The sequence below is a fragment of the Kitasatospora papulosa genome, assembly GCF_000717245.1.
Classification (GTDB): domain Bacteria; phylum Actinomycetota; class Actinomycetes; order Streptomycetales; family Streptomycetaceae; genus Streptomyces; species Streptomyces papulosus.
The window spans coordinates 667821-689404 of sequence record NZ_JNYQ01000004.1 but is presented as its reverse complement, the minus strand read 5'-3'; the positions used below and the strand labels follow the sequence as shown (position 1 = coordinate 689404).

The 21584-nt window shown below is 72.1% G+C and carries 22 protein-coding genes; 9 read left to right on the top strand and 13 right to left on the bottom strand.

The features are described 5' to 3' along the window. Positions 1–69: 69 nt before the first annotated feature. On the bottom strand, positions 70–774 hold the full coding sequence (locus tag IA22_RS0114335; protein ID WP_014154433.1) for a uridine kinase: 705 nt from the start codon (positions 772–774) through the stop codon (positions 70–72). A 63-nt stretch (positions 775–837) separates the two neighbouring features. Between IA22_RS0114335 and IA22_RS0114330 the strand changes: the two genes are divergently transcribed. Then, on the top strand, positions 838–1263 hold the full coding sequence (locus IA22_RS0114330) for a hypothetical protein (protein ID WP_014154432.1): 426 nt from the start codon (positions 838–840) through the stop codon (positions 1261–1263). A 61-nt stretch (positions 1264–1324) separates the two neighbouring features. Here IA22_RS0114330 and IA22_RS0114325 read toward each other — a convergent pair whose 3' ends face one another. From IA22_RS0114325 to deoC, 3 genes are read right to left on the bottom strand one after another with little or no spacing between them, the layout of a single operon-like run. Further along, on the bottom strand, positions 1325–2212 hold the full coding sequence (locus IA22_RS0114325) for an aldehyde dehydrogenase family protein (protein WP_015578485.1): 888 nt from the start codon (positions 2210–2212) through the stop codon (positions 1325–1327). Beyond that, a complete protein-coding gene (locus IA22_RS0114320; protein WP_030123835.1) occupies positions 2205–3668 on the bottom strand; it encodes an aldehyde dehydrogenase family protein in 1464 nt (487 codons plus the stop codon). Before IA22_RS0114320 ends, IA22_RS0114325 begins: the two co-directional genes overlap by 8 nt. A gap of 5 nt (positions 3669–3673) precedes the next feature. Further along, on the bottom strand, positions 3674–4660 hold the full coding sequence (gene deoC, locus IA22_RS0114315) for a deoxyribose-phosphate aldolase (protein WP_030123834.1): 987 nt from the start codon (positions 4658–4660) through the stop codon (positions 3674–3676). A gap of 124 nt (positions 4661–4784) precedes the next feature. Here deoC and IA22_RS0114310 point away from each other — a divergent pair, with 124 nt between their 5' ends. Beyond that, positions 4785–5423: a PH domain-containing protein gene (locus IA22_RS0114310; RefSeq protein WP_015578488.1), complete on the top strand. Its 639-nt coding sequence runs from the start codon at positions 4785–4787 to the stop codon at positions 5421–5423. Positions 5424–5570: 147 nt separating this feature from the next. Here the strand turns inward: IA22_RS0114310 and IA22_RS0114305 are convergent, their stop codons facing one another. The 3 genes from IA22_RS0114305 to IA22_RS0114295 form a co-directional block, all read right to left on the bottom strand. Continuing rightward, positions 5571–7211, bottom strand: a complete 1641-nt coding sequence (locus tag IA22_RS0114305; RefSeq protein WP_014154427.1) for a phospho-sugar mutase — start codon at positions 7209–7211, stop codon at positions 5571–5573. 96 nt (positions 7212–7307) lie between these two features. Next, positions 7308–8132 (bottom strand): purine-nucleoside phosphorylase, encoded by an 825-nt coding sequence (locus IA22_RS0114300; protein ID WP_014154426.1) that lies wholly within the window; start codon positions 8130–8132, stop codon positions 7308–7310. A gap of 103 nt (positions 8133–8235) precedes the next feature. Then, positions 8236–8673 carry a gamma-glutamylcyclotransferase family protein gene (locus tag IA22_RS0114295; protein WP_014154425.1) on the bottom strand — a complete coding sequence of 146 codons (438 nt, stop codon included), beginning with the start codon at positions 8671–8673 and terminating at the stop codon, positions 8236–8238. A gap of 243 nt (positions 8674–8916) precedes the next feature. Here IA22_RS0114295 and IA22_RS0114290 point away from each other — a divergent pair, with 243 nt between their 5' ends. From IA22_RS0114290 to IA22_RS0114280, 3 genes are all read left to right on the top strand, one after another. Next, positions 8917–10356, top strand: coding sequence for an NAD(P)H-quinone dehydrogenase (locus IA22_RS0114290; RefSeq protein WP_014154424.1), 1440 nt, complete (start codon positions 8917–8919; stop codon positions 10354–10356). A gap of 80 nt (positions 10357–10436) precedes the next feature. Next, positions 10437–11198 (top strand): isocitrate lyase/PEP mutase family protein, encoded by a 762-nt coding sequence (locus IA22_RS0114285; protein WP_015578491.1) that lies wholly within the window; start codon positions 10437–10439, stop codon positions 11196–11198. Positions 11199–11342: 144 nt separating this feature from the next. After that, positions 11343–12311: a DeoR/GlpR family DNA-binding transcription regulator gene (locus tag IA22_RS0114280; protein WP_078640114.1), complete on the top strand. Its 969-nt coding sequence runs from the start codon at positions 11343–11345 to the stop codon at positions 12309–12311. 33 nt (positions 12312–12344) lie between these two features. Here IA22_RS0114280 and IA22_RS0114275 read toward each other — a convergent pair whose 3' ends face one another. Together IA22_RS0114275 and IA22_RS0114270 are read right to left on the bottom strand one after the other, a co-directional pair. Then, positions 12345–12947 (bottom strand): TetR/AcrR family transcriptional regulator, encoded by a 603-nt coding sequence (locus IA22_RS0114275; protein WP_014154421.1) that lies wholly within the window; start codon positions 12945–12947, stop codon positions 12345–12347. Positions 12948–13037: 90 nt separating this feature from the next. Continuing rightward, positions 13038–14792: an acetyl/propionyl/methylcrotonyl-CoA carboxylase subunit alpha gene (locus IA22_RS0114270; protein WP_014154420.1), complete on the bottom strand. Its 1755-nt coding sequence runs from the start codon at positions 14790–14792 to the stop codon at positions 13038–13040. Between the two features lie 379 nt (positions 14793–15171). Between IA22_RS0114270 and IA22_RS0114265 the strand changes: the two genes are divergently transcribed. Continuing rightward, the gene (locus IA22_RS0114265) at positions 15172–15612 is read left to right on the top strand and encodes a hypothetical protein (protein ID WP_014154419.1); all 441 of its coding nucleotides are present in this window, start codon (positions 15172–15174) and stop codon (positions 15610–15612) included. Positions 15613–15621: 9 nt separating this feature from the next. Here IA22_RS0114265 and IA22_RS0114260 read toward each other — a convergent pair whose 3' ends face one another. From IA22_RS0114260 to IA22_RS0114245, 4 genes are all read right to left on the bottom strand, one after another. Further along, a complete protein-coding gene (locus IA22_RS0114260) occupies positions 15622–16233 on the bottom strand; it encodes a nucleoside triphosphate pyrophosphatase (protein WP_030123831.1) in 612 nt (203 codons plus the stop codon). A gap of 20 nt (positions 16234–16253) precedes the next feature. Then, positions 16254–16382, bottom strand: coding sequence for a morphogenic membrane protein MmpB (gene mmpB / locus IA22_RS38015; RefSeq protein ID WP_015578495.1), 129 nt, complete (start codon positions 16380–16382; stop codon positions 16254–16256). Between the two features lie 75 nt (positions 16383–16457). Then, a complete protein-coding gene (locus IA22_RS0114250) occupies positions 16458–16664 on the bottom strand; it encodes an acyl-CoA carboxylase subunit epsilon (protein WP_014154416.1) in 207 nt (68 codons plus the stop codon). 14 nt (positions 16665–16678) lie between these two features. Further along, complete coding sequence (locus IA22_RS0114245) at positions 16679–18259, bottom strand: acyl-CoA carboxylase subunit beta (RefSeq protein WP_014154415.1); 1581 nt, start codon at positions 18257–18259, stop codon at positions 16679–16681. Positions 18260–18443: 184 nt separating this feature from the next. On the opposite strand from IA22_RS0114245, the gene IA22_RS0114240 reads away from it, so the two are divergent. From IA22_RS0114240 to IA22_RS0114230, 3 genes are all read left to right on the top strand, one after another. Continuing rightward, a complete protein-coding gene (locus tag IA22_RS0114240; protein ID WP_030123830.1) occupies positions 18444–19313 on the top strand; it encodes a biotin--[acetyl-CoA-carboxylase] ligase in 870 nt (289 codons plus the stop codon). 151 nt (positions 19314–19464) lie between these two features. Then, entirely contained in the window at positions 19465–20655 is a 1191-nt protein-coding gene (locus IA22_RS0114235) for an adenylate/guanylate cyclase domain-containing protein (protein WP_014154413.1), read from the top strand. A 97-nt stretch (positions 20656–20752) separates the two neighbouring features. Then, complete coding sequence (locus IA22_RS0114230) at positions 20753–21565, top strand: enoyl-CoA hydratase/isomerase family protein (RefSeq protein WP_030123829.1); 813 nt, start codon at positions 20753–20755, stop codon at positions 21563–21565. The last annotated feature ends 19 nt before the right edge of the window (positions 21566–21584 follow it).

The following is a 21584-nucleotide window of genomic DNA, read 5'->3' as shown; positions in this document are numbered from 1 at the left end:
GGACAGGCCGGGGGGTCTTGTCCGCCCCCGCTCGCGCGTTCCCGGGGCCGCGCGAGCGGGGACGGACCCTCAGTTGGGCACCCGGCTCCGCGGGGCCCGGCAGCGCCCGGCGGCTGCGGCGGCTAGCCGGCCCAGCGCCTCCGCCTTGTCGCACGGGTACGCGCCCAGCGCCGTCTGCCGGGCCACGATGCCCCGTTCGGCACGCATCAGCCGCCACCCGCGGCGCAGCAGGAACGGCACCGACTTCCGGCCCTCGCGCAGATCCCGCAGCAGTCGCCGGCGGAACGTCGTCATCGGCCGGCCGCGCAGGCACAGCGCGTCGGCGAGCAGACCGAGCTCCTGGCAGCGCTCCACTATGTCCGCGGCGAAGATGCCCTCGGCGACGAACAGCGGCGTGCGCTCGATGTCGAGCGTCTCCCGGCCCGTCCGCGAGCTCGTGGCGATGTCGTACAAGGGGACGGTCGTGCGCCCGGTCGCGCACAGCTCCGCCACGGCCGCGACGGCGGCGTCGGCGTCCCAGGACAGGGCCGAGTCCCAGTCGATGTCCGCGCTGCCGGTGACCCGGGGCAGTGTCGGATCGTTCGCCTCTTTGTAGAAGTCGTCCAGGCGAAGCATCGGCAGGCCGCTGCGGGCCGCGAGGGACGACTTGCCGGAGCCGGACGGACCGGCGAGCAGTACGACGCGCGTGGGGATCGGTTGGGAACTCACAGAACAGAAGTGTGAGGCATTGACCCGCGTAGGGGATCCCCGGGAGGTCCTGTTGGTATCGAGCATCACACCTCAACTACTCTGCGCGCACGGATGATTACCCGACACGTCCCGATCAGGTGGGAAAACATGGCACGTCATGCACTGTCCAAGCCCCGGCACCGCACCCTGCTGCGCGCCGGTCTGACCCTCACCGCGCTGGGCGCGGCACTCGGCGCGGGCGGGACGGCGGCCCAGGCCGCACCGTTGCCCGCCCCGCCCGCGACCGGTTCGGACACCGCGGACAGCACGCTCGGCGCGGTCAAGGAGGCGGCGGCGCCCGCGCTGACCAGCGCGCTCGGCTACGGGCTCGTGGGGGCCGTGAAGCCTGTCACCGACCTGCAGCTGGACCCGCTGGCCGGGACGGGCGTGGACCCGCTGGACAACGCGGTGGGTACCCAGGTCGCCGACTTCAAGCCCGTGACCACCGCGCTGGTCACCGACCCGCTGACCAGCGGAGCCGCGCTCGGCGACCTGCCCGTGATCGGAGAGGTGACCGGTCTGATCACCGGCTGACCGCCGTACGCGCACGGGTGGGGGCCGCCCGCGCGGGCGGCCCCCACCCGCGGGCCCGGGATCAGTACGAAGAGCCGGAGGCTCCCAGCGCACCCGTCGGGTGCCAGACCGTCTTGGTCTCCAGGAAGGCGGTCAGGCGGTGCGTCCCGGGATCGGCCGACCAGTCCACAGCCTGTGGACGAAGCGTGCGCTTCAGGTTGTCCGCCGCCGCGATCTCCAGCTCCTTCGCGAGACCGGCGTCGGCTCCCGTGAGGTCGATGGCGTTGACGTCCTGGTGGGAGGCGAGGGGAGCCGCGAGCTCCGCCGTCCTCCCCGACAGGATGTTCACCACACCGCCGGGCAGGTCCGAGGTCGCCAGGACCTCGCCCAGGGAGAGCGCGGGCAGCGGCGCGTCCGCCGACGCGACGACGACCGCGGTGTTCCCCGTGGCGATCACCGGGGCGATCACCGAGACGAGACCCAGGAACGACGACTCCTGCGGAGCCAGGACCGCGACCACGCCCGTCGGCTCCGGGGTGGACAGGTTGAAGAAGGGGCCCGCGACCGGGTTGGCCCCGCCCACGATCTGGCCGATCTTGTCCGTCCAGCCCGCGTACCAGACCCAGCGGTCGACCGCCGCGTCGACGACCGCCGCCGCCTTGGACTTCGACAGCCCCTCGGCCTCGGCGACCTCGCGGACGAACTGCTCCCGGCGGCCCTCCAGCATCTCCGCGACGCGGTACAGGATCTGCCCGCGGTTGTACGCGGTCGCGCCCGACCAGCCCCCGAACGCCTTGCGCGCGGCCACGACCGCGTCACGCGCGTCCTTGCGGGACGACTGCGGGGCGTTCGCCAGCCACCTGCCCTTCGAGTCGTTCACCTCGTACACCCGGCCGCTCTCGGAGCGGGGGAACTTGCCCCCGACGTACAGCTTGTAGGTCTTGAAGACGCTCAGTCGCCCGTCAGACATCGAGGTAGGCCTCCAGACCGTGACGGCCGCCCTCGCGGCCGAAGCCCGACTCCTTGTATCCGCCGAACGGCGAGGTCGGGTCGAACTTGTTGAACGTGTTGGCCCACACGACGCCGGCGCGGAGCTTGTTCGCCACCGCGAGGATGCGGGAGCCCTTCTCCGTCCAGATGCCCGCCGAGAGGCCGTACTGGGTGTTGTTGGCCTTGGCGACGGCTTCGTCCGGCGTGCGGAACGTCAGCACCGACAGCACCGGGCCGAAGATCTCGTCGCGGGCGACGGTGTGCGCCTGGCTGACCCCGGTGAAGAGGGTCGGAGCGAACCAGTAACCGGCGGAGGGCAGTTCGCACGGCGCGGACCACCGCTCCGCGCCCTCGGCCTCACCGGTCTCCACGAGCGCGCCGATCCGGGCGAGCTGCTCCGCGGAGTTGATCGCGCCGATGTCGGTGTTCTTGTCCAGCGGATCGCCGAGCCGGAGCGTGGACAGCCTTCGCTTGAGGGCGTGCAGCACCTCGTCGTGCACGGACTCCTGCACGAGGAGCCGCGAGCCCGCACAGCAGACCTGGCCCTGGTTGAAGAAGATCCCCGTGACGATGCCCTCGACGGCCTGGTCGACAGGCGCGTCGTCGAAGACGATGTTCGCGCCCTTGCCGCCCAGTTCGAGCGTGGCCTTCTTGCCGGTGCCGGCGATCTGCCGGGCGATGGCCTTGCCCACGGCGGTCGAGCCGGTGAAGGCGACCTTGTTCACGTCGGGGTGCGCGACGAGAGCCTCGCCCGCGTCGCCGTACCCCGTGAGGATGTTGACGACGCCCTTGGGCAGGCCTGCCTGCCGGCAGATGTCGGCGAAGAACAGCGCGGACAGCGGTGTCGTCTCCGCGGGCTTCAGCACCACGGTGTTGCCCGTGGCGAGCGCCGGGGCGATCTTCCAGGCCAGCATCAGCAGCGGGAAGTTCCACGGAATGATCTGACCGGCCACCCCGAGCGGGCGGGGGTTCGCACCGGCGATTCCCTCTGTCGCCCTCCGGCCGAACCCCGCGTGGTCGAGCTTGTCGGCCCAGCCCGCGTAGTAGAAGAAGTGCGCGGCGACCAGCGGGAGGTCCGCGTCGCGGGTCTCCCGGATCGGCTTCCCGTTGTCCAGCGTCTCCAGGACGGCCAGCTCGCGCGAACGCTCCTGGATGATCCTGGCGATCCGGAACAGGTACTTGGCGCGCTCGGAGCCGGGCAGCGCCGACCACTTCTCGAAGGCCCTGCGCGCGGCCTTCACGGCCCGGTCCACGTCCTCGGTGCCGGCCTGCGCGACCTCGGACAGCACCTCCTCGGTGGAGGGGCTGACCGTCTTGAAGACCTTGCCGTCGGCCGCCTCGGCGAACTCGCCGTCGATGAAGAGGCCGTACGAGGGGGCGATGTCGACGACGGAGCGGGACTCCGGAGCCGGTGCGTATGCGAAAACAGATGCCATGGGGATCAGTCCACCGTCACGTAATCGGGGCCGGAGTAACGGCCGGTGCTGAGCTTCTGGCGCTGCATCAGCAGGTCGTTCAGCAGGCTGGAGGCGCCGAAGCGGAACCAGTGGTTGTCCAGCCAGTCCTCGCCCGCGGTCTCGTTGACCAGGACGAGGAACTTGATCGCGTCCTTGGTGGTGCGGATGCCGCCCGCGGGCTTCACACCGATCTGCACGCCCGTCTGCTCCCGGAAGTCGCGCACGGCCTCCAGCATCAGCAGGGTGTTCGCCGGGGTGGCGTTGGTGGCGACCTTGCCGGTCGACGTCTTGATGAAGTCCGCCCCCGCCAGCATCCCGAGCCAGGAGGCCCGCCGGATGTTGTCGTACGTGGAGAGCTCGCCGGTCTCGAAGATCACCTTCAGCCGTGCGGAGCCGCACTCGGCCTTCACGGCGACGATCTCCTCGTAGACCTTGAGGTAACGGCCGGAGAGGAAGGCGCCGCGGTCGATCACCATGTCGATCTCGTCGGCCCCCGCCGCCACCGCGTCGCGGACGTCCGCGAGCTTGACGTCCAGAGCGGCGCGTCCGGCGGGGAAGGCGGTCGCGACGGACGCGACCTTCACCCCGGAGCCGGCCAGCGCGGCCGCGGCGGTCGCGGCCATGTCGGGATAGACGCAGACCGCCGCGGTGCGCGGGGTCGTGCGGTCGGTGGGATCGGGGTTGACCGCCTTGGCGGCCAGAGCCCGGACCTTGCCCGGGGTGTCCGCGCCTTCCAGCGTCGTCAGGTCGATCATCGAGATGGCGAGGTCGATCGCGTACGCCTTGGCGGTCGTCTTGATCGACCGCGTACCGAGGGAGGCGGCCCGCGCTTCGAGACCGACCGTGTCGACGCCGGGCAGCCCGTGCAGGAAGCGGCGCAGCGCACTGTCGGACGCCGTCGCGTCGGCGAGTGGGGGTCCCCCCTGCTCGAACGGAGCCGAGAGCTTGGGGGAAGCAGCAGTGGTGGGCATGGTCACCACATGAGCATATCTACGCGCGTAGCGACCTGTACAGGGGCCCACCCGTTTCGGGCCTTCCCCGGGCCGGGCACGGCCCCTCCGCGTCCCCGGCGCCGCTTCAGGCAGAATCGGGACCATGACGAGCCCCACACCCCCCGCCGAGCCCGCCTACGCCGACCGGACCTTCCGGTCGGGCGCCGGGCTGGTCAGCGGCGCACTGCTGATCCTGCTGGTCGGCTGGATCGGCGGCGACGCGGTGGTCCAGGGCAAGGGGTGGGTGCCGTGGCTGGCGCTGGCCGCGCTGCTCACCGTGATCCCGCTGATCGTGGCGTTCACGCTGCGGCCCGCGGTCTTCGCCGACGAGGAGCGGATCCGGATCCGCAACCCGTTCCGCACGATCGTGCTGCCCTGGTCGGACGTCTCCACCGTGCGCGCCACCTACTCCAGCGAGATCTTCACCCACGACGGCGCCAAGTACCAGCTCTGGGCGGTCCCCGTCTCGCTGCGTGAGCGCAAGAGGGCGGCCAGGAAGGCCACCCAGCAGGCGCACGACGACCCGTACGGCCGGACCTCCGTGCACGCCGACGTCCGCGACTCGCACGCCCGGGCGGCCGCCGCGGACCAGACGGTGGGCGACCTGAGGGAACTCGCCGAGCGCGCCGGCCGCCGCGAGGAGCCGGGCACGACCACCGCGTCGGTGCGCTGGGCCTACGAGGTGATCGCCCCTGCCGTCGTCGGCCTGGTGCTGCTCGTGGTCCTTCTCGCGATCGGCTGACGCGCCGACGCCGACGCGGCCGGCTCCCACGGGGAACCGGCCGCGACGATCGGGCACACGTTTCGACGGTTCAGCTGTCGTTGCTGATCGCCCGCCGGACCGGCCCGGGGCGAGGTGGCGTCCGGCGGCGCCGGACGGCCGGGGACGTCAGATGCCGGCGGCCGCCGACAGGTCCCGCTTGACGGCGGCGAGCAGCTCGGCACCCTTGGCGCGGGCCTCGGGGAGCCCGTCCCTGCCGGAGACCGGGACGACGACCTCCAGGTAGCACTTGAGCTTCGGCTCGGTGCCGCTCGGGCGGACGATGACCCTCGCGCCCGTCAGGTGGTAGCGCAGCCCGTCGGTGGGCGGCAGGGCGTCCGTGCCCAGGGAGAGGTCCTCGGCCGAGGTGACGGGGAGGCCCGCCAGGGCGGTCGGGGGAGTCTCCCGCAGGCGCCGCATGGCGTCCGCGATGACCGTCAGGTCCTCGACCCGGACCGACAGCTGGTCCGTCGCGTGCAGCCCGTGTGCGAGCGCGAGGTCGTCGAGCAGGTCGAGGAGGGTGCGGCCCTTCTCCTTGAGCACGGAGGCGAGCTCGGCGACCAGCAGGGCGGCCGTGATGCCGTCCTTGTCGCGTACGCCCTCCGGGTCGACGCAGTAGCCCAGCGCCTCCTCGTAGCCGTAGCGCAGACCCTCCACACGGGCGATCCACTTGAAGCCCGTCAGCGTCTCCTCGTAGCCGAGGCCCGCCTTGTCCGCGATCCGGCCGAGCAGGGAGGAGGAGACGATCGACTCGGCCAGTACCCCGGTCACGCCCCGGTCCACCAGGTGGGCGGCGAGCAGCGCGCCGACCTCGTCGCCGCGCAGCATCCGCCAGCCGCCCTCGGCCGACGGGTCCGGTACGGCGACGGCGCAGCGGTCGGCGTCCGGGTCGTTGGCGATGACGAGGTCCGGACCGGCCCGGCGCGCGGTCGCGAACGCCAGGTCCATCGCGCCGGGCTCCTCCGGGTTGGGGAAGGCGACGGTGGGGAACGCCGGGTCGGGTTCCGCCTGCTCGGCGACCAGCACCGGCTCGGGGAATCCGGCCCGGGCGAAGGCGGCCGTCAGGACGGACGTGCCGACGCCGTGCATCGCGGTGTACACGGTGCGCGCGGACCGGGGGGAGCCGGGACTCAGGACGGCGTCCGTGCGGGCCAGATAGGCGGCCAGGACGTCCTCGCCGAGGATCTCCCAGCCCGACTCCGGGCGCGGTACGCCGTCCAGCGGGCCGACCGCCGCGATCGCGGCGGCGATCTCCGCGTCGGCGGGGGGCACGATCTGCGAACCGTCTCCGAGGTAGACCTTGTAGCCGTTGTCGCGCGGCGGGTTGTGGCTGGCCGTGACCTCCACACCGGCGACGGCTCCCAGGTGCCGTACGGCGTACGCGAGGACGGGGGTGGGCAGCGGGCGGGGCAGCACGGCCGCACGCAGGCCGGCCCCGGTCATCACCGCCGCGGTGTCGCGGGCGAAGTCGGCGGACTTGTAGCGGGCGTCGTAGCCGATGACGACGAGTCCGCCGTCCTGCCCGTGCGCCTTCAGGTACGCGGCCAGGCCGGCGGCCGCGCGGATGACGACCGAGCGGTTCATACGCATCGGCCCGGCGCCGATCTCGCCGCGCAGGCCGGCCGTGCCGAACTGCAGCGTGCCCGCGAAGCGGTCGGCGAGCGCGGCGAGGTCCTCGGAGTCGATGAGCCCGGCGAGCTCCGCGCGGGTCTCGGGGTCCGGGTCCTCGGCGAGCCAGGTCCTGGCCCGCGTGATGAGGTCCTGCTGCACGGTGTCCGCCTTTCTGCGGTGCGGTGCGGTGCCTTGCGGTGGGGCACCTTGCGGTCGGTCGGGACGCCGGGCCTCCGTGCCGCCGGCCCGCGGGGATCAGATGCGGTCGAGCACCCGCGCCAGCAGGGCGCCCATCTGCGTCGCCGAGTCACGGCCGGCCTGGAGGACCTCCTCGTGGTTGAGGGGTTCGCCGCTGAGGCCCGCCGCCAGGTTCGTGACGAGGGAGATGCCCAGCACCTCGGCACCCGCCTCACGGGCCGCGATGGCCTCCAGCACGGTGGACATGCCGACCAGGTCGCCGCCCATCACGCGGACCATGTTGATCTCGGCCGGGGTCTCGTAGTGCGGGCCGGGGAACTGCACGTACACGCCCTCTTCGAGCGTGGGGTCGATCTCCTTGCAGAGCGCGCGCAGACGCGGCGAGTACAGGTCGGTCAGATCGACGAAGTTCGCACCCACGATCGGCGACGCGGCCGTCAGGTTGAGGTGGTCGCTGATGAGGACCGGCTGGCCGGGGCGCATGCCCTCGCGCAGCCCGCCGCAGCCGTTCGTCAGGACGACGGTCCCGCAGCCCGCGGAGACGGCCGTACGGACGCCGTGGGCGACCGCGGCGACACCGCGGCCCTCGTAGTAGTGCGTGCGGCCCAGGAAGACCAGGGCGCGCTTCTCGCCGAACCGGTACGAGCGGATCGTGCCGCCGTGGCCCTCCACCGCCGGGGCCGGGAAGCCGGGCAGCGCGGTGACCGGGAACTCGGCCTCCGGGACGCCGAGCGCATCGCCGGCGGGGGCCCAGCCGGAGCCCATCACGAGAGCGACGTCGTGGGTGTCGGCGCCGGTCAGCTCGCGCAGGCGGGCGGCGGCGTCCGCGGCGGCGGCGTACGGGTCGCCCTGGATGTGGTCCGGAATAACAGATGCGTTCACGCGGATGAGGGTAACCGGTGATTCCCTACGCGCGTAGATGTGGGCGTGCAGAGTGTGGCCGGTCCTCTTCGTACATTCGTACAGAAGTGGTGCGGGGCGGGGCTCAGCAGGGGCGCTTGCGGAGGTTCATCACGTAGTCGTGCGGTGCGCCGGCGGACTCGGCGGCGTCGGCCACCTCGCCCAGGTAGCGGGCCGAGGGCAGCCCGCCCTCGTAGCCGTTGAGGACGTACATCCAGGCCGGCTCCTCGCCGTCCAGGGTGTGTACGCGCACCCGCATGCGCCGGTAGACGTCGAGGCCGACACCCTCCCAGCGGTCCATGGAGTCCTCGTCCATCGGGGCCAGGTCGTACAGCGCGACGAACACCTGGGAGCGGGGTGCCTCCACCACCGTGGCCAGCGCGCCCTCCCAGCCCATCTGCTCGCCGCCGAACGTCAGCCGCCAGCCGTTGAGCCAGCCCGTGCTGCGCAGCGGGGAGTGCGGTGCGCGGCGCGTCATCAGCCTCGCGTCGAGGTTGCCGGCGTAGGCGGCGTAGAGCGACATGGGGTCGAGGGTACGGGAGGTGTGCCGGTTCCGGCGGTGACGACGGCCTGTCGTGGGCCGAGCCCCCGGAGGCCGGAGGCCGTGGCCCGGCCAGGCCCGTTCCCGTATGGAGGGCCCCGGAGCGAAGCAGCTTGGCGCGTGCGGGACAATGAACTACGTACTGCATACGCCGGGGCGATCCCCCGGACCCCCGGCCGGGGCGGCAGACGGCCGTGGGATGACACCACGCGAGGCGGACTTTTCGTGACCCGGATCGTGATCATCGGCGGCGGCCCCGGCGGCTACGAGGCGGCACTGGTCGGCGCCCAGCTCGGCGCGGAGGTGACCGTCGTCGACTGCGACGGCCTCGGCGGCGCGTCGGTGCTCACCGACTGCGTGCCCTCCAAGACCCTGATCGCGACGGCCGAGGTGATGACCACCTTCGACTCCTCGTACGAGGAACTCGGCATCATCGTCGCCGACGACACCCCGCACATCGAGCAGGCCGCCCGGGTCGTCGGTGTCGACCTGGGCAAGGTCAACCGACGGGTCAAGCGCCTCGCCCTCGCGCAGTCGCACGACATCACCGCCTCCGTCACCCGCGCGGGCGCCCGGGTCATGCGCGGCCGCGGCAGGCTGGACGGCCTCCAGGCCGCCGACGGCTCCCGCCAGGTCGTGGTGACGGCCGCGGACGGAACCGAGGAGCGGCTCACCGCCGACGCCGTGCTGATCGCGACCGGCGGCCACCCCCGGGAGATCCCGGACGCCCTGCCCGACGGCGAGCGCATCCTGAACTGGACCCAGGTCTACGACCTCGACGAGCTCCCCGAGGAGCTCATCGTGGTCGGTTCCGGTGTCACCGGCGCCGAGTTCGCCGGTGCCTACCAGGCGCTCGGCTCGCGCGTGACGCTGGTCTCCTCCCGTGACCGCGTGCTCCCGGGCGAGGACCCGGACGCCGCCGCGGTCCTGGAGGACGTCTTCCGCCGCCGCGGCATGAACGTCATGGCCCGCTCCCGGGCCCAGTCGGCCAAGCGCGTCGGCGACCGCGTCGAGGTCACGCTGGCCGACGGCCGTGTCATCTCCGGCACCCACTGCCTGATGGCGGTCGGCGCGATCCCGAACACCGCGGGCATGGGCCTGGAGGAGTCCGGCGTCCAGCTCAAGGACTCCGGGCACATCCGGACCGACCGGGTCTCGCGCACCAGCGCCCCCGGCGTGTACGCGGCCGGCGACGTCACCGGGGTGTTCGCCCTGGCCTCGGTCGCGGCGATGCAGGGCCGTATCGCGATGTACCACTTCCTCGGGGACGCGGTGGCGCCGCTGAACCTGAAGACGGTCTCCGCGAACGTCTTCACCGACCCGGAGATCGCCACCGTCGGCTACAGCCAGGCGGACGTCGACTCCGGCAAGATCGACGCCCGTGTCGTGAAGCTGCCGTTGCTGCGCAACCCGCGCGCCAAGATGCAGGGCATCCGGGACGGCTTCGTCAAGATCTTCTGCCGGCCCGGCACCGGCATCGTGGTCGGCGGCTGTGTCGTCGCCCCGAGGGCCAGCGAACTGATCCACCCCATCTCGCTCGCCGTCGACAACAACCTGACGGTGGAGCAGATCGCCAACGCGTTCACGGTGTACCCGTCCCTGTCCGGCTCGATCGCCGAGGTGGCCCGGCAGTTGCACACCCGTAAGAGCGCGGGCGAGGCGTAGTACCGACCGACGGCCGCGCCACAGGCGGGCCGCGCCCGTCGCCATGTCTTCCGTGGCGATCCGGGGGTAGCGTCCTGGGCATGGATCTTCGAATCACCGTTGAGCGCGCTCAACGCCTCAAGCAGCTGCACGCCGAGTACAAGCCGCTCGTGCTCCCGACCGTCTGGGACTCCTGGTCCGCACGGACGGCGGTCGACGCCGGGTTCCCGGCGCTGACGATCGGCAGCCATCCGCTCGCCGACTCCCGCGGCGCCGGCGACCACGAGGGCCAGACCTTCGAGGAGGTGCTCGCCGCCGTCAGGCCGATCATCGCCTCGGTCGACGTCCCCGTGTCCGTGGACCTGGAGGCCGGGTACGGCCAGAAGCCCGCGGATCTCGTCGCCGGCCTCGTCGAGGTCGGCGGCGTCGGGCTCAACATCGAGGACACCGTCCACTCGGAGGGCGGACGCGTGCGCAGCACGCAGGAGCACGCGCAGTACGTCGCGGGCCTGCGCGCGGCGGCCGACGACGCGGGCGTCCCGGTCTGGATCAACGGGCGCACCGACCTCTTCCTGCACGCGGAGGACGCCTCAGGCGTCCTGGACGAGGCCGTCGAGCGGCTGCGGGCCCTGGAACAGGCCGGCGCCGACAGCGTCTACCCGGTGACCATCCAGGACGACGACGACCTGCTCACGGCGGTGACCGGAGCCGTCGGCATCCCCGTGAACTCCACGGCCCACCCCGTCAAGCACGATCTGGAACGCTTCCGCCGCCTCGGCGTCGGGCGGATCACCTACGGCCCGCTGCTGCAGTTCGCGATGACGGACGCCATGAAGGACATGCTCCGGCGGTGGGCGCCCTAGCGGAGGCCCGCAGTAGGACGGCGCTTCCGGGCGGAGCGCCTCGGGCGGGGGCCTATACCACCAGGGGTCCCCGCCCATGTACAACTTCTGTTATTCGGCGCAAACTGCTGAAAAGCAACCCATGCCCACGTTACTGTCAGTTTCGTGTTCGCTGCAGAACGTCGTCAATTGATCCTCGAAATGGTGCGTGCCAACGGGGCGGTATCGCTCCGTGAGCTCGCCCGCGTCGTCCAGACCTCCGAAGTGACCGTACGGCGGGACGTGCGTGCGCTGGAGGCAGAAGGACTCCTCGACCGCCGGCACGGCGGTGCGGTCCTGCCGGGTGGTTTCACGCGCGAGTCCGGCTTCCCGCAGAAATCCCATCTCTCCACCGCGGAGAAGACGGCCATCGCCGACATGGCGGCCGGTCTCGTCGGTGAGGGCGAGGCCATCGTGGTGGGCGCCGGGACGACCACGCAGGAGCTGGCGCGCCGGCTCGCGCGGGTGCCCGGTCTCACCGTGGTCACCAACTCACTCCTGGTCGCCCAGGCGTTGGCCCATGCCAACCGGGTGGAGGTGGTGATGACGGGCGGCACCCTGCGCGGGAGCAACTACGCCCTCGTCGGCAGCGGTGCCGAGCAGTCCCTCCAGGGGCTGCGGGTGAGCCGGGCCTTCCTCTCCGGAAGCGGGCTGACCGCGGAACGCGGCCTGTCCACGTCCAACATGCTCTCCGCGAGCGTCGACCGCGCCCTGGTGCAGGCCGCGGCCGAGGTGGTGGTCCTGGCGGACCACACGAAGCTCGGTTCCGACACCATGTTCCAGACGGTGCCCACGGAGCTGATCACCCGTCTGGTGACGGACGACCCGCAGGCCCACGACGAACGTGCGGCCACGGAGCTGCAGGCCCTGGCCGACCAGGGCGTGGAGATCACGGTGGCGGGGTCCGGTGCGGAGCCCGCGGCCGGTGAGGCCCTGCCGCCGACCCGGCAGCAGGCGCGGCAGGAGATGCCGCTGCCTGGCCAGAGGCGCACCCAGGGGGGTCACGGAGGGCCGGGAGGCATCGGTCCGCAGCTGCGGAGCGCGGTGATGGCGGAGGGTCCGGCGGGCCGGGTCGCCGACATGCGGCGCCGGTAGTCACGGACACCGGGCACCGGAGGGTGCCCTCGCTCAGGCGCTCCGGGCAGCGCCGGCCGGGTCCGCCTTGAGGCCGCGCAGCGTCAGCCGCAGCAGACGGTCCGCCAGGGCCGGATCGGCCGGGGACTGTTCGGCGGCCAGCGCGATCGCGTTGGTCAGCTGCAGGAGGTCGTCGATCGAGACGTCCGCACGCACCGAGCCGCTCGTCTGCGCGCGTGTCAGCAGCTGCGCCCCCGCCCGGCGCAGTGACGTGTGACATGCGGTCAGTTCCGAGGTCTCGTCCCCGGAGGCCGTCATGAGCCCGTGGGCCAGACCGCGGTACTCACCCGCATGCGTGACGACCGCACCCAGCCATTCCACCAGCGCGGTACAGGGCTGGTCCGCCCGGGCCAGTTCACGGGAGCGGTCCAGCAGTGCGCCGAGCGCCTCCTGGAACACCGCGTTCATCAGGGCCTGGCGGTTCGGGAAGTGCCGGTAGAGCGTGCCGATGCCGACGCCGGCCCGCCGGGCGATGTCCTCCAGCGAGGCATCGGTCCCCTGCGCGGCGAAGGACGTCCGTGCCTCGCTCAGCAGCCGGTCGTGGTTGCGGCGCGCGTCGGCGCGCATCGGCCGTGCCGGTGTCGGTGCCGTACTCATCGCCCTGTCCTCCTGGTGTCCGCGCCGCGTACCAAGGATGCCACTGGGGGCCCGGCGGTCGCCGGGCCCCCAGTGGCTGAGAACGAGAACTCAGTCCTTGATCTCGCAGATCGCGGCGCCGGACGAGACCGACGTGCCGACCTCCGCCGACAGGCCCTTCACCGTGCCCGAGCGGTGGGCGTTGAGGGGCTGTTCCATCTTCATCGCCTCGAGGACGACGACGAGGTCGCCCTCCTTGACCTCCTGCCCCTCCTCGACGGCGATCTTGACGATCGTGCCCTGCATCGGGGAGGCGAGGGTGTCGCCGGTCGCGGCGGAGCCGGACTTCTTGGCCGCGCGGCGCTTGGGCTTCGCGCCGGCCGCGAGACCCGTACGGGCCAGGCTCATGCCGAGCGAGGACGGCAGGGACACCTCCAGGCGCTTCCCGCCGACCTCGACGACGACGGTCTCGCGGCCGGACTCCTCGTCGGCGTCCTGGTCCGCGGGGACCGTGAAGGGCTTGATCTCGTTGACGAACTCCGTCTCGATCCACCGGGTGTGGACGCGGAACGGGTCGGCGGTGAACGCCGGGTCGGCCACGACCGCACGGTGGAACGGGATGGCGGTGGCCATGCCCTCGACGGTGAACTCGGCCAGCGCACGCGCGGCGCGCTGCAGCGCCTGCTCACGCGTCGCGCCGGTCACCACGAGCTTGGCCAGCAGCGAGTCCCACGCCGGGCCGATGACGCTGCCGGACTCCACACCCGCGTCCAGGCGGACACCGGGACCGGTGGGCGGGGCGAAGAGGGTGACGGTGCCGGGGGCGGGCAGGAAGCCGCGGCCCGGGTCCTCGCCGTTGATCCGGAACTCGAAGGAGTGCCCGCGGACCGCGGGGTCGCCGTAGCCGAGCTCCTCGCCGTCGGCGATGCGGAACATCTCGCGGACGAGGTCCAGGCCCGTGACCTCCTCGGTGACCGGGTGCTCGACCTGGAGCCGGGTGTTGACCTCCAGGAAGGAGATCGTGCCGTCCACGCCGACGAGGAACTCGACCGTTCCGGCGCCGACGTAGCCGGCCTCCTTGAGGATCGCCTTCGACGCCGCGTACAGCTCCGCGTTCTGAGCCTCGGACAGGAAGGGTGCCGGGGCCTCCTCGACGAGCTTCTGGTGGCGGCGCTGGAGCGAGCAGTCACGGGTGGAGACGACGACCACGTTGCCGTGCTGGTCGGCCAGGCACTGGGTCTCCACGTGCCGCGGCTTGTCGAGGTAGCGCTCGACGAAGCACTCGCCCCGGCCGAACGCCGCGACGGCCTCGCGGACCGCGGAGTCGTACAGCTCCGGGATCTCCTCCAGCGTGCGGGCGACCTTCAGGCCGCGCCCGCCGCCGCCGAACGCCGCCTTGATCGCGATCGGCAGACCGTTCTTCTCGGCGAACTCCACGACCTCGGCCGAACCCGACACCGGGTCGGGCGTGCCGGCCACCAGCGGCGCACCGGCGCGCTGGGCGATGTGACGGGCGGCGACCTTGTCACCCAGGTCCCGGATCGCCTGCGGGGGCGGGCCGATCCACGTCAGGTCGGCGTCCAGCACGGCCTGGGCGAACTCCGCGTTCTCCGAGAGGAAGCCGTAGCCCGGGTGGACCGCGTCCGCTCCCGAGTCCTTGGCGGCCTGGAGCACCTTGGCCATGTCCAGATAGCTGGCGGCCGGGGTGTCACCGCCCAGAGCGAACGCCTCGTCGGCCGCGCGCACATGCAGAGCATCCCGGTCCGGATCGGCGTAGACGGCCACGCTCGCGATTCCGGCATCCCGGCAAGCCCGAGCAACACGGACAGCGATTTCGCCACGGTTGGCGATGAGCACCTTGCGCACGATGACTCCCTCCTTGAGAACAAGCTGAGTTTAGGGACTACCGACACGGCCGTACGACCCGTCCCCAATAGTGAACTTGCCCACACGGAGTGTGATCCGAGGCTTGCTCGAGTCGCGAAATCCCTTGTCGCACCACGGTACGCCGGGATCCTCAACGGCACAGTAGCCACGAAGTGTGGCCCAAGTCTCTGTCCGGACGGTCAACGGCGCGCGGCGTTTCTTTGTGGACTCCCTACGAACGGCCGATGGAATCTTTGCTTCGGGCGCGGCGGGGGCGCGGCGCGGGGGTGTCCTGTGCGTGAACCCTTGTCCGATGCATTACCGGTTAGTAGGGTCCGCGCTGTACCGGACGTACTACAGGTAACAAGGGGTGGGTGCCGTGGTGCGCAGACCAGTGGCCGTCGTGACCGCGATCGTCCTGTTCGTGGAAGCCGTGGGCATCGTGATCGTCAACGGCGTCCTGGCGACGGTCGCCGGCAACCAGAGCATGTCCCTGGCCGGTATGGACCCGGACGCCATGGTCGCCGGCACCTGGGTGATGGGGGGCGTCTCGGGCGCCCTGCTCGTGCTGTGCGGGCTGATACCGCTGCTGGCCGGGATACGCGACCGGGCCCCCGGCCGCTTCGGCCGGATCGCCCTCATCGCGTGCGCGGTCGTCCACGGGGTGCTGGGGGCGCTGGCGGTGGGGCTGATCGGCTGGCCGGCCTTCGCGTTCCTGATGGTCGTCCTGGCGCTGATCGTGCTGACCCTGGTCACGTTCGACCGGCGCGTCCCGGAAGCCGGGAAGGCCGGCGCCCCGGAGGCTCCGGCACCGGTATGACGCCGCCGCTCAGACCCACAAGTCGGTGACGGAGATCCCGAGTTCGCCGAGCAGCCGGCGCAGCAGCGGCAGCGAGAGGCCGATGACGTTGCCGTGGCTGCCCTCGATCGCCTCGACGAACGGCGCCGAGCGGCCGTCCAGCGTGAACGCTCCGGCGACGTGGAGCGGCTCACCGGAGGCGACGTAGGCCGCCACCTCGGCGTCCGTCGGCTCGCCGAACCTGACGACCGTGGACGCGGTCTCGGACACCGTACGGCCGGTGGCCGTGTCGATGACGCTGTGCCCCGTCCGCAGGGTGCCGGACCGGCCGCGCATGGACTTCCAGCGGGCGGTGGCCTCCTCGCTGTCTGCGGGCTTGCCGAGCGCCTCGCCGTCCAGCTCCAGCACCGAGTCGCAGCCGACGACCAGCGCGCCCGCGGCCTCGGGACGGGCCGCCACCGCGGCGGCCTTCGCCTCGGCCAGGACGAGCGCCAGCTCGCCGGGGGTCGGGGCGTCGATCGCGTCCTCGTCCACACCGCTGACGATCACCTCGGGGGCGAAGCCCGCCTGACGCAGGAGACCGAGACGGGCGGGGGAGGCGGAGGCGAGCACGAGGCGGCGCTGATCAGTCATACCCGCCATCGTAGGCGCGCCCGGGCGGCTCAACGGATGCCGAGCACGAACATCGCCACGACCATGGCCAGCGCCAGCAGCAGCCCCGCGCGGCGCATCATGTCCTGGGCGTCGCGCAGGTCCTTCGGCGGCTTGTTCTCGGGGTCGGACCACAGCATGGTTCCGATGGTGCTCCCGGACACGGCTGCGGCGCCTGAGTACGCGTACTCAAGCGCCGCACACCGGTCCCGGAGTCAGGAGGGCCAGTACGTCCGCGCCCACGACCGGGGCCCCGGCCGGAGCGCGCCCCTGCGGGCGATACGCCCCGGGTCCGACCACTGTTCGGGCGGCAGCGGGGCCCCGGACGGCACCGCCGCCACCGCCGCCGCGCGTGCCTGGACCACGGCGAGGGCCGCGGCGAGCTCCTCCGGGGTCGGATTGCCCCGTACGACCTTGATCATGGTGGCTCCCGTGGTTAGAGGGGGATGTTGCCGTGCTTCTTCGGCGGCAGCGACTCACGCTTCGTACGGAGCTGGCGCAGGCCCTTCACCAGGTGTGCCCGGGTGTCGGACGGCATGATCACCGCGTCGACGTAGCCCCGTTCGGCCGCGACGTACGGGTTGAGCAGGGCGTCCTCGTAGCCGGTGATCAGCTCGGCGCGGGTGGCGTCGGGGTCCTCGGCGGCGGCGATGGTGCGGCGGTGCAGGATGTTCACGGCGCCCTGCGCGCCCATCACCGCGATCTGCGCGGTCGGCCAGGCCAGGTTCAGGTCCGCGCCCAGGTGCTTGGACCCCATGACGTCGTAGGCGCCGCCGAACGCCTTGCGGGTGATCACCGTGATCAGCGGGACGGTGGCCTCGGCGTAGGCGTAGATCAGCTTGGCCCCGCGGCGGATGATGCCGCCGTACTCCTGGTCGACGCCGGGCAGGAAGCCGGGCACGTCGACGAAGGTGAGGACCGGCACGTTGAACGCGTCGCAGGTACGGACGAAGCGCGCGGCCTTCTCGCTCGCGTCGATGTCCAGACAGCCGGCGAACTGCATCGGCTGGTTGGCGACGATCCCGACCGGATAGCCCTCGACCCGCCCGAAGCCGGTGATGATGTTCGGGGCGAACAGGGCCTGGGTCTCCAGGAACTCGCCGTCGTCCAGCACGTGCTCGATGGCGGTGTGCATGTCGTACGGCTGGTTCGCCGAGTCCGGGATGAGGGTGTCGAGCTCGCGGTCCTCGTCCGTGGTCCCCAGGTCCGCCTCCTCAGGGAAGGCCGGAGCCTCGGAGAGGTTGTTCGAGGGGAGGTAGGACAGCAGCGACTTGACGTACTCGATGGCGTCCTTCTCGTCACCCGCCATGTGGTGCGCCACACCTGACGTGGTGTTGTGCGTGCGGGCGCCGCCCAGCTCCTCGAAGCCCACGTCCTCGCCGGTGACCGTCTTGATGACGTCCGGGCCGGTGATGAACATGTGCGAGGTCTGGTCGACCATGACCGTGAAGTCGGTGATCGCGGGCGAGTAGACCGCGCCGCCGGCGCAGGGCCCGACGATCAGCGAGATCTGCGGGACGACACCCGAGGCGTGGACGTTGCGGCGGAAGATCTCGGCGAACAGCCCGAGGGCGGCCACGCCCTCCTGGATGCGCGCGCCGCCGCCGTCGTTGATGCCGATCACCGGGCAGCCGGTCTTCATCGCGAAGTCCATGACCTTGACGATCTTCTCGCCGTAGACCTCGCCGAGCGAGCCTCCGAAGATCGTGAAGTCCTGGGAGTACACGCAGACGGGGCGGCCGTCGACCGTGCCGTAACCGGTGACGACCCCGTCCCCGTAAGGGCGGTTCTTCTCGATGCCGAAATTGGTGGACCGGTGCCGTGCGAACTCGTCGAGCTCCACGAACGAACCTTCGTCGAGCAGGAGCTCGACCCGCTCACGGGCGGTCAGCTTGCCCTTCGCGTGCTGCTTTTCGACGGCACGGGCGGAACCTGCGTGTGTGGCCTCTTCGATACGGCGCTGCAGGTCCGCGATCTTGCCCGCGGTGGTGTGGATGTCGCTCTGCGGCTCGGACATCGGGTGGCGGCTCCCTGCCTGGTCACGGGGACGGCTGGTACATCTGGTGCATCCGTTACGGGTGCTGGACCGATAGGTGCTCGACGGCGACCTGCTCGTCGGCGGGTGTTTGCTACTGACCCGTAGCGTATCGGCGGGGATACGGTTCGGCAGTGCGTCGTTGGCCACACCTAATGTGGGTTGCATGACACCTCCCGATGCGCCGCACAACCGCTGGTCGGACCTCGACAGGCCGCCCCTGAACGTCGCTGCGCTGCGCCGAGGGCTGCTGAGGCCCGACGGTCTGTGGACCTCGCTGGACGTCGTGGACGCGACCGGCTCCACCAACTCCGACCTCGCCGTACGGGCGGCCGGGGGCGGACTGGCCGAGGGCACGGTCCTCGTCGCCGAGGAGCAGACCGCGGGCCGCGGGCGGCTCGACCGGAGCTGGACGGCGCCGCCGCGTTCGGGCCTGTTCCTCTCCGTCTACCTGAACCCCGGGGGCGTGCCCGTCGAGCGGTGGGGGTGGCTGCCGCTGCTCGCGGGGGTGGCCGCCGCCACGGGCCTCGCGCAGTCGGCGGGCGTCGACATGGCACTCAAATGGCCCAACGACCTGCTCGTGACGATCGGCGGCACGGAACGCAAGACCGGCGGCATCCTCGCCGAACGCGCCGGGGAGGGCGTCGTCATCGGCATCGGCCTCAACGTGTCGCTGCGCGCGGCCGAGCTCCCCGCCCCCCACGCGGGGTCCCTGGCGCTCGCCGGTGCCGTCTCCACCGACCGCGAGACCCTGCTCAGGGCCGTCCTGCGGTCACTCGAACAGTGGTACGCGCGATGGCGTGACGCGAACGGGGACGCGGCGGAGAGCGGGCTCCAGGCGGCCTACGCGGCGGGCTGCGCCACCCTCGACCGGACGGTCCGGGCCGAGCTGCCCGGCGACCGGTCCGTCGTCGGCGAGGCCGTCGCGATCGACGGCGACGGGCGGCTCGTGCTGGCCACGGGCGACGGGATCCAGGAGCCCGTGTCGGCCGGCGACATCGTCCACCTGCGCGGGGAGCGGGGAGGCCTCACCTGACCGGCGTCCCGCACATACGGGTGATGTCGCGCACGAGGTATCCGGATCCGTGCCACCGTGGACGTGAGCCACGGCACACCTGCCGTATCGTTGAGGCGATCCAGCGACAGATCGGCAGGGCAGTGCGCAGGGAACGGGCAGGAGGCGGCCGGTGACCGTCGACGACACGAACTCCGACGACGGCGCGGAGCCCTCGTCGGGACCGTCCGTCCACTCGACACCGCATCACGAGGTCGACCACACGGCCGAACCCACCGACGACCCGCTCGCCATCCGGCTGGAGTCCCTGATCCTGGGGGCCGACCGCCGCTACACGCCGTTCCAGGCGGCCCGGACCGCCGGGGTCTCCATGGACCTGGCCTCCCGGTTCTGGCGGGCCATGGGCTTCGCGGACATCGGGCAGGCCAAGGCGCTCACCGAGGCCGACGTCCTGGCGCTGCGCCGGCTGGCCGGTCTCGTGGAGGCGGGGCTGCTCAGCGAGCCGATGGCGATCCAGGTGGCCCGGTCGACGGGGCAGACGACCGCCCGGCTCGCCGAGTGGCAGATCGACTCCTTCCTGGAAGGGCTGACCGAGCCCCCCGAGCCCGGCATGACCCGGACCGAGGTCACCTATCCGCTGATCGAGCTGCTCCTGCCCGAGCTGCAGGAGTTCCTGGTCTACGTGTGGCGGCGCCAGCTCGCCGCGGCCACGGGCCGGGTCGTGCAGGCGGCGGACGACGAGGAGATGGTCGACCGCCGGCTCGCCGTGGGCTTCGCCGACCTGGTCGGCTTCACCCGGCTGACCAGACGCCTGGAGGAGGAGGAGCTCGGCGAACTGGTCGAGTCCTTCGAGACCACCTCGGCGGACCTGGTCGCCGCGCACGGCGGACGGCTCATCAAGACCCTGGGCGACGAGGTCCTCTTCGCCGCGGACGACGCGGGCACGGCCGGCGAGATAGCGCTGCGGCTGGTCGAGGCGATGTCCCAGGACACGACGATGCCCGCGCTGCGGGTCGGCATCGCGTTCGGCACGGTCACCACGCGCATGGGCGACGTGTTCGGCACGACGGTGAACCTGGCCAGCCGGCTCACGTCGATAGCGCCGAAGGACGCCGTCCTGGTCGACGGAGCCTTCGCCGCCGAGCTCATCAAGCACGGCGACGCCCCCGCCTCCGAGGCCGAGGAGACCGCGGCGGCCGCCGAGCGGGCCCGGCTGGCGGAGAAGGAGGGCCGCGGCCCGGGCGAGGAGCCCGCGCCGCCCTCGTACCGCTTCGGGCTGCAGCCGATGTGGCAGCGGCCGGTGCGAGGGCTGGGCGTGGTCGAGCCATGGCTGCTGGCCAGGCGGGGCAAGCCGTCCTCCTGACCCGTGCGGGTGCGGGCGGAGTGCGCCCGCGACGGACCGGCCCGCCGCGCCCCCGCCTAGGATCCCGGTAACGCTCGTTAACCGGAGGGGTGCAGTCATGGGTGTCACGTCCGAGCAGAGGTTCGGGGAGTTCGTCGTCGTACGCCGCCACGAGGGCCAGGAGCACGTGGCCGAGCTGGTGCTCGACCGTCCGAAGGCGATGAACGCCGTGAGCAGCGCGATGGCGGTCGCGATCGCCGAGGCCTGTGCCGCGCTCGGTGCCGATCAAGGGGTGCGGGCGACCGTCCTCACCTCCAGTCACGAGCGGGCCTTCTGCGTGGGCGCGGACCTCAAGGAGCGGAACTCGTTCACCGACGCCGAGCTCGTCCGGCAGCGGCCCACGGCCAGGGCGGCGTACACCGGTGTGCTGGAGCTGCCCATGCCGGTCGTCGCCGCCGTGCACGGCTACGCCCTCGGCGGCGGCTTCGAGCTCGCGCTGGCCTGCGACGTGATCGTGGCGGACCGTACGGCCGTGGTGGGCCTGCCCGAGGTGTCCGTCGGCGTCATCCCCGGCGGCGGCGGTACGCAGCTGCTGCCCCGCCGGGTGGGCGCGGCGCGCGCCGCCGAGCTGGTCTTCAGCGCGCGGCGGGTGGAGGCGGCCGAGGCGCGTGAGCTGGGCCTGGTCGACGAACTGGTCGACGCGGGCCGGGACCGGGAGGAGGCGCTGGCGCTCGGCGCCCGTATCGCGGCGAACTCGCCGGTGGGGCTGCGGGCCGCCAAGCGGGCGCTGCGGCTGGGGCAGGGGCTGGACCTGCGGGCCGGTCTCGAGGTGGAGGACGCCGCCTGGCGGTCCGTGGCCTTCTCCGGCGACCGGGCCGAGGGCGTCGCCGCGTTCAACGAGAAGCGGAAGCCCAGCTGGCCCGGCGAGTGAGCCGGGGAGGCTTTTGAAG

Excerpts from the sequence above, each read along its gene's own strand:
- IA22_RS0114335 (WP_014154433.1), bottom strand. The coding sequence starts at position 774 with ATGCTCGATACCAACAGGACCTCCCGGGGATCCCCTACGCGGGTCAAT.
- IA22_RS0114330 (WP_014154432.1), top strand. The coding sequence starts at position 838 with ATGGCACGTCATGCACTGTCCAAGCCCCGGCACCGCACCCTGCTGCGC.
- IA22_RS0114325 (WP_015578485.1), bottom strand. The coding sequence starts at position 2,212 with ATGTCTGACGGGCGACTGAGCGTCTTCAAGACCTACAAGCTGTACGTC.
- IA22_RS0114320 (WP_030123835.1), bottom strand. The coding sequence starts at position 3,668 with ATGGCATCTGTTTTCGCATACGCACCGGCTCCGGAGTCCCGCTCCGTC.
- deoC (WP_030123834.1), bottom strand. The coding sequence starts at position 4,660 with ATGCCCACCACTGCTGCTTCCCCCAAGCTCTCGGCTCCGTTCGAGCAG.
- IA22_RS0114310 (WP_015578488.1), top strand. The coding sequence starts at position 4,785 with ATGACGAGCCCCACACCCCCCGCCGAGCCCGCCTACGCCGACCGGACC.
- IA22_RS0114295 (WP_014154425.1), bottom strand. The coding sequence starts at position 8,673 with ATGTCGCTCTACGCCGCCTACGCCGGCAACCTCGACGCGAGGCTGATG.
- IA22_RS0114285 (WP_015578491.1), top strand. The coding sequence starts at position 10,437 with ATGGATCTTCGAATCACCGTTGAGCGCGCTCAACGCCTCAAGCAGCTG.
- IA22_RS0114275 (WP_014154421.1), bottom strand. The coding sequence starts at position 12,947 with ATGAGTACGGCACCGACACCGGCACGGCCGATGCGCGCCGACGCGCGC.
- IA22_RS0114260 (WP_030123831.1), bottom strand. The coding sequence starts at position 16,233 with ATGGCGGGTATGACTGATCAGCGCCGCCTCGTGCTCGCCTCCGCCTCC.
- mmpB (WP_015578495.1), bottom strand. The coding sequence starts at position 16,382 with ATGCTGTGGTCCGACCCCGAGAACAAGCCGCCGAAGGACCTGCGCGAC.
- IA22_RS0114250 (WP_014154416.1), bottom strand. The coding sequence starts at position 16,664 with ATGATCAAGGTCGTACGGGGCAATCCGACCCCGGAGGAGCTCGCCGCG.
- IA22_RS0114245 (WP_014154415.1), bottom strand. The coding sequence starts at position 18,259 with ATGTCCGAGCCGCAGAGCGACATCCACACCACCGCGGGCAAGATCGCG.
- IA22_RS0114240 (WP_030123830.1), top strand. The coding sequence starts at position 18,444 with ATGACACCTCCCGATGCGCCGCACAACCGCTGGTCGGACCTCGACAGG.
- IA22_RS0114230 (WP_030123829.1), top strand. The coding sequence starts at position 20,753 with ATGGGTGTCACGTCCGAGCAGAGGTTCGGGGAGTTCGTCGTCGTACGC.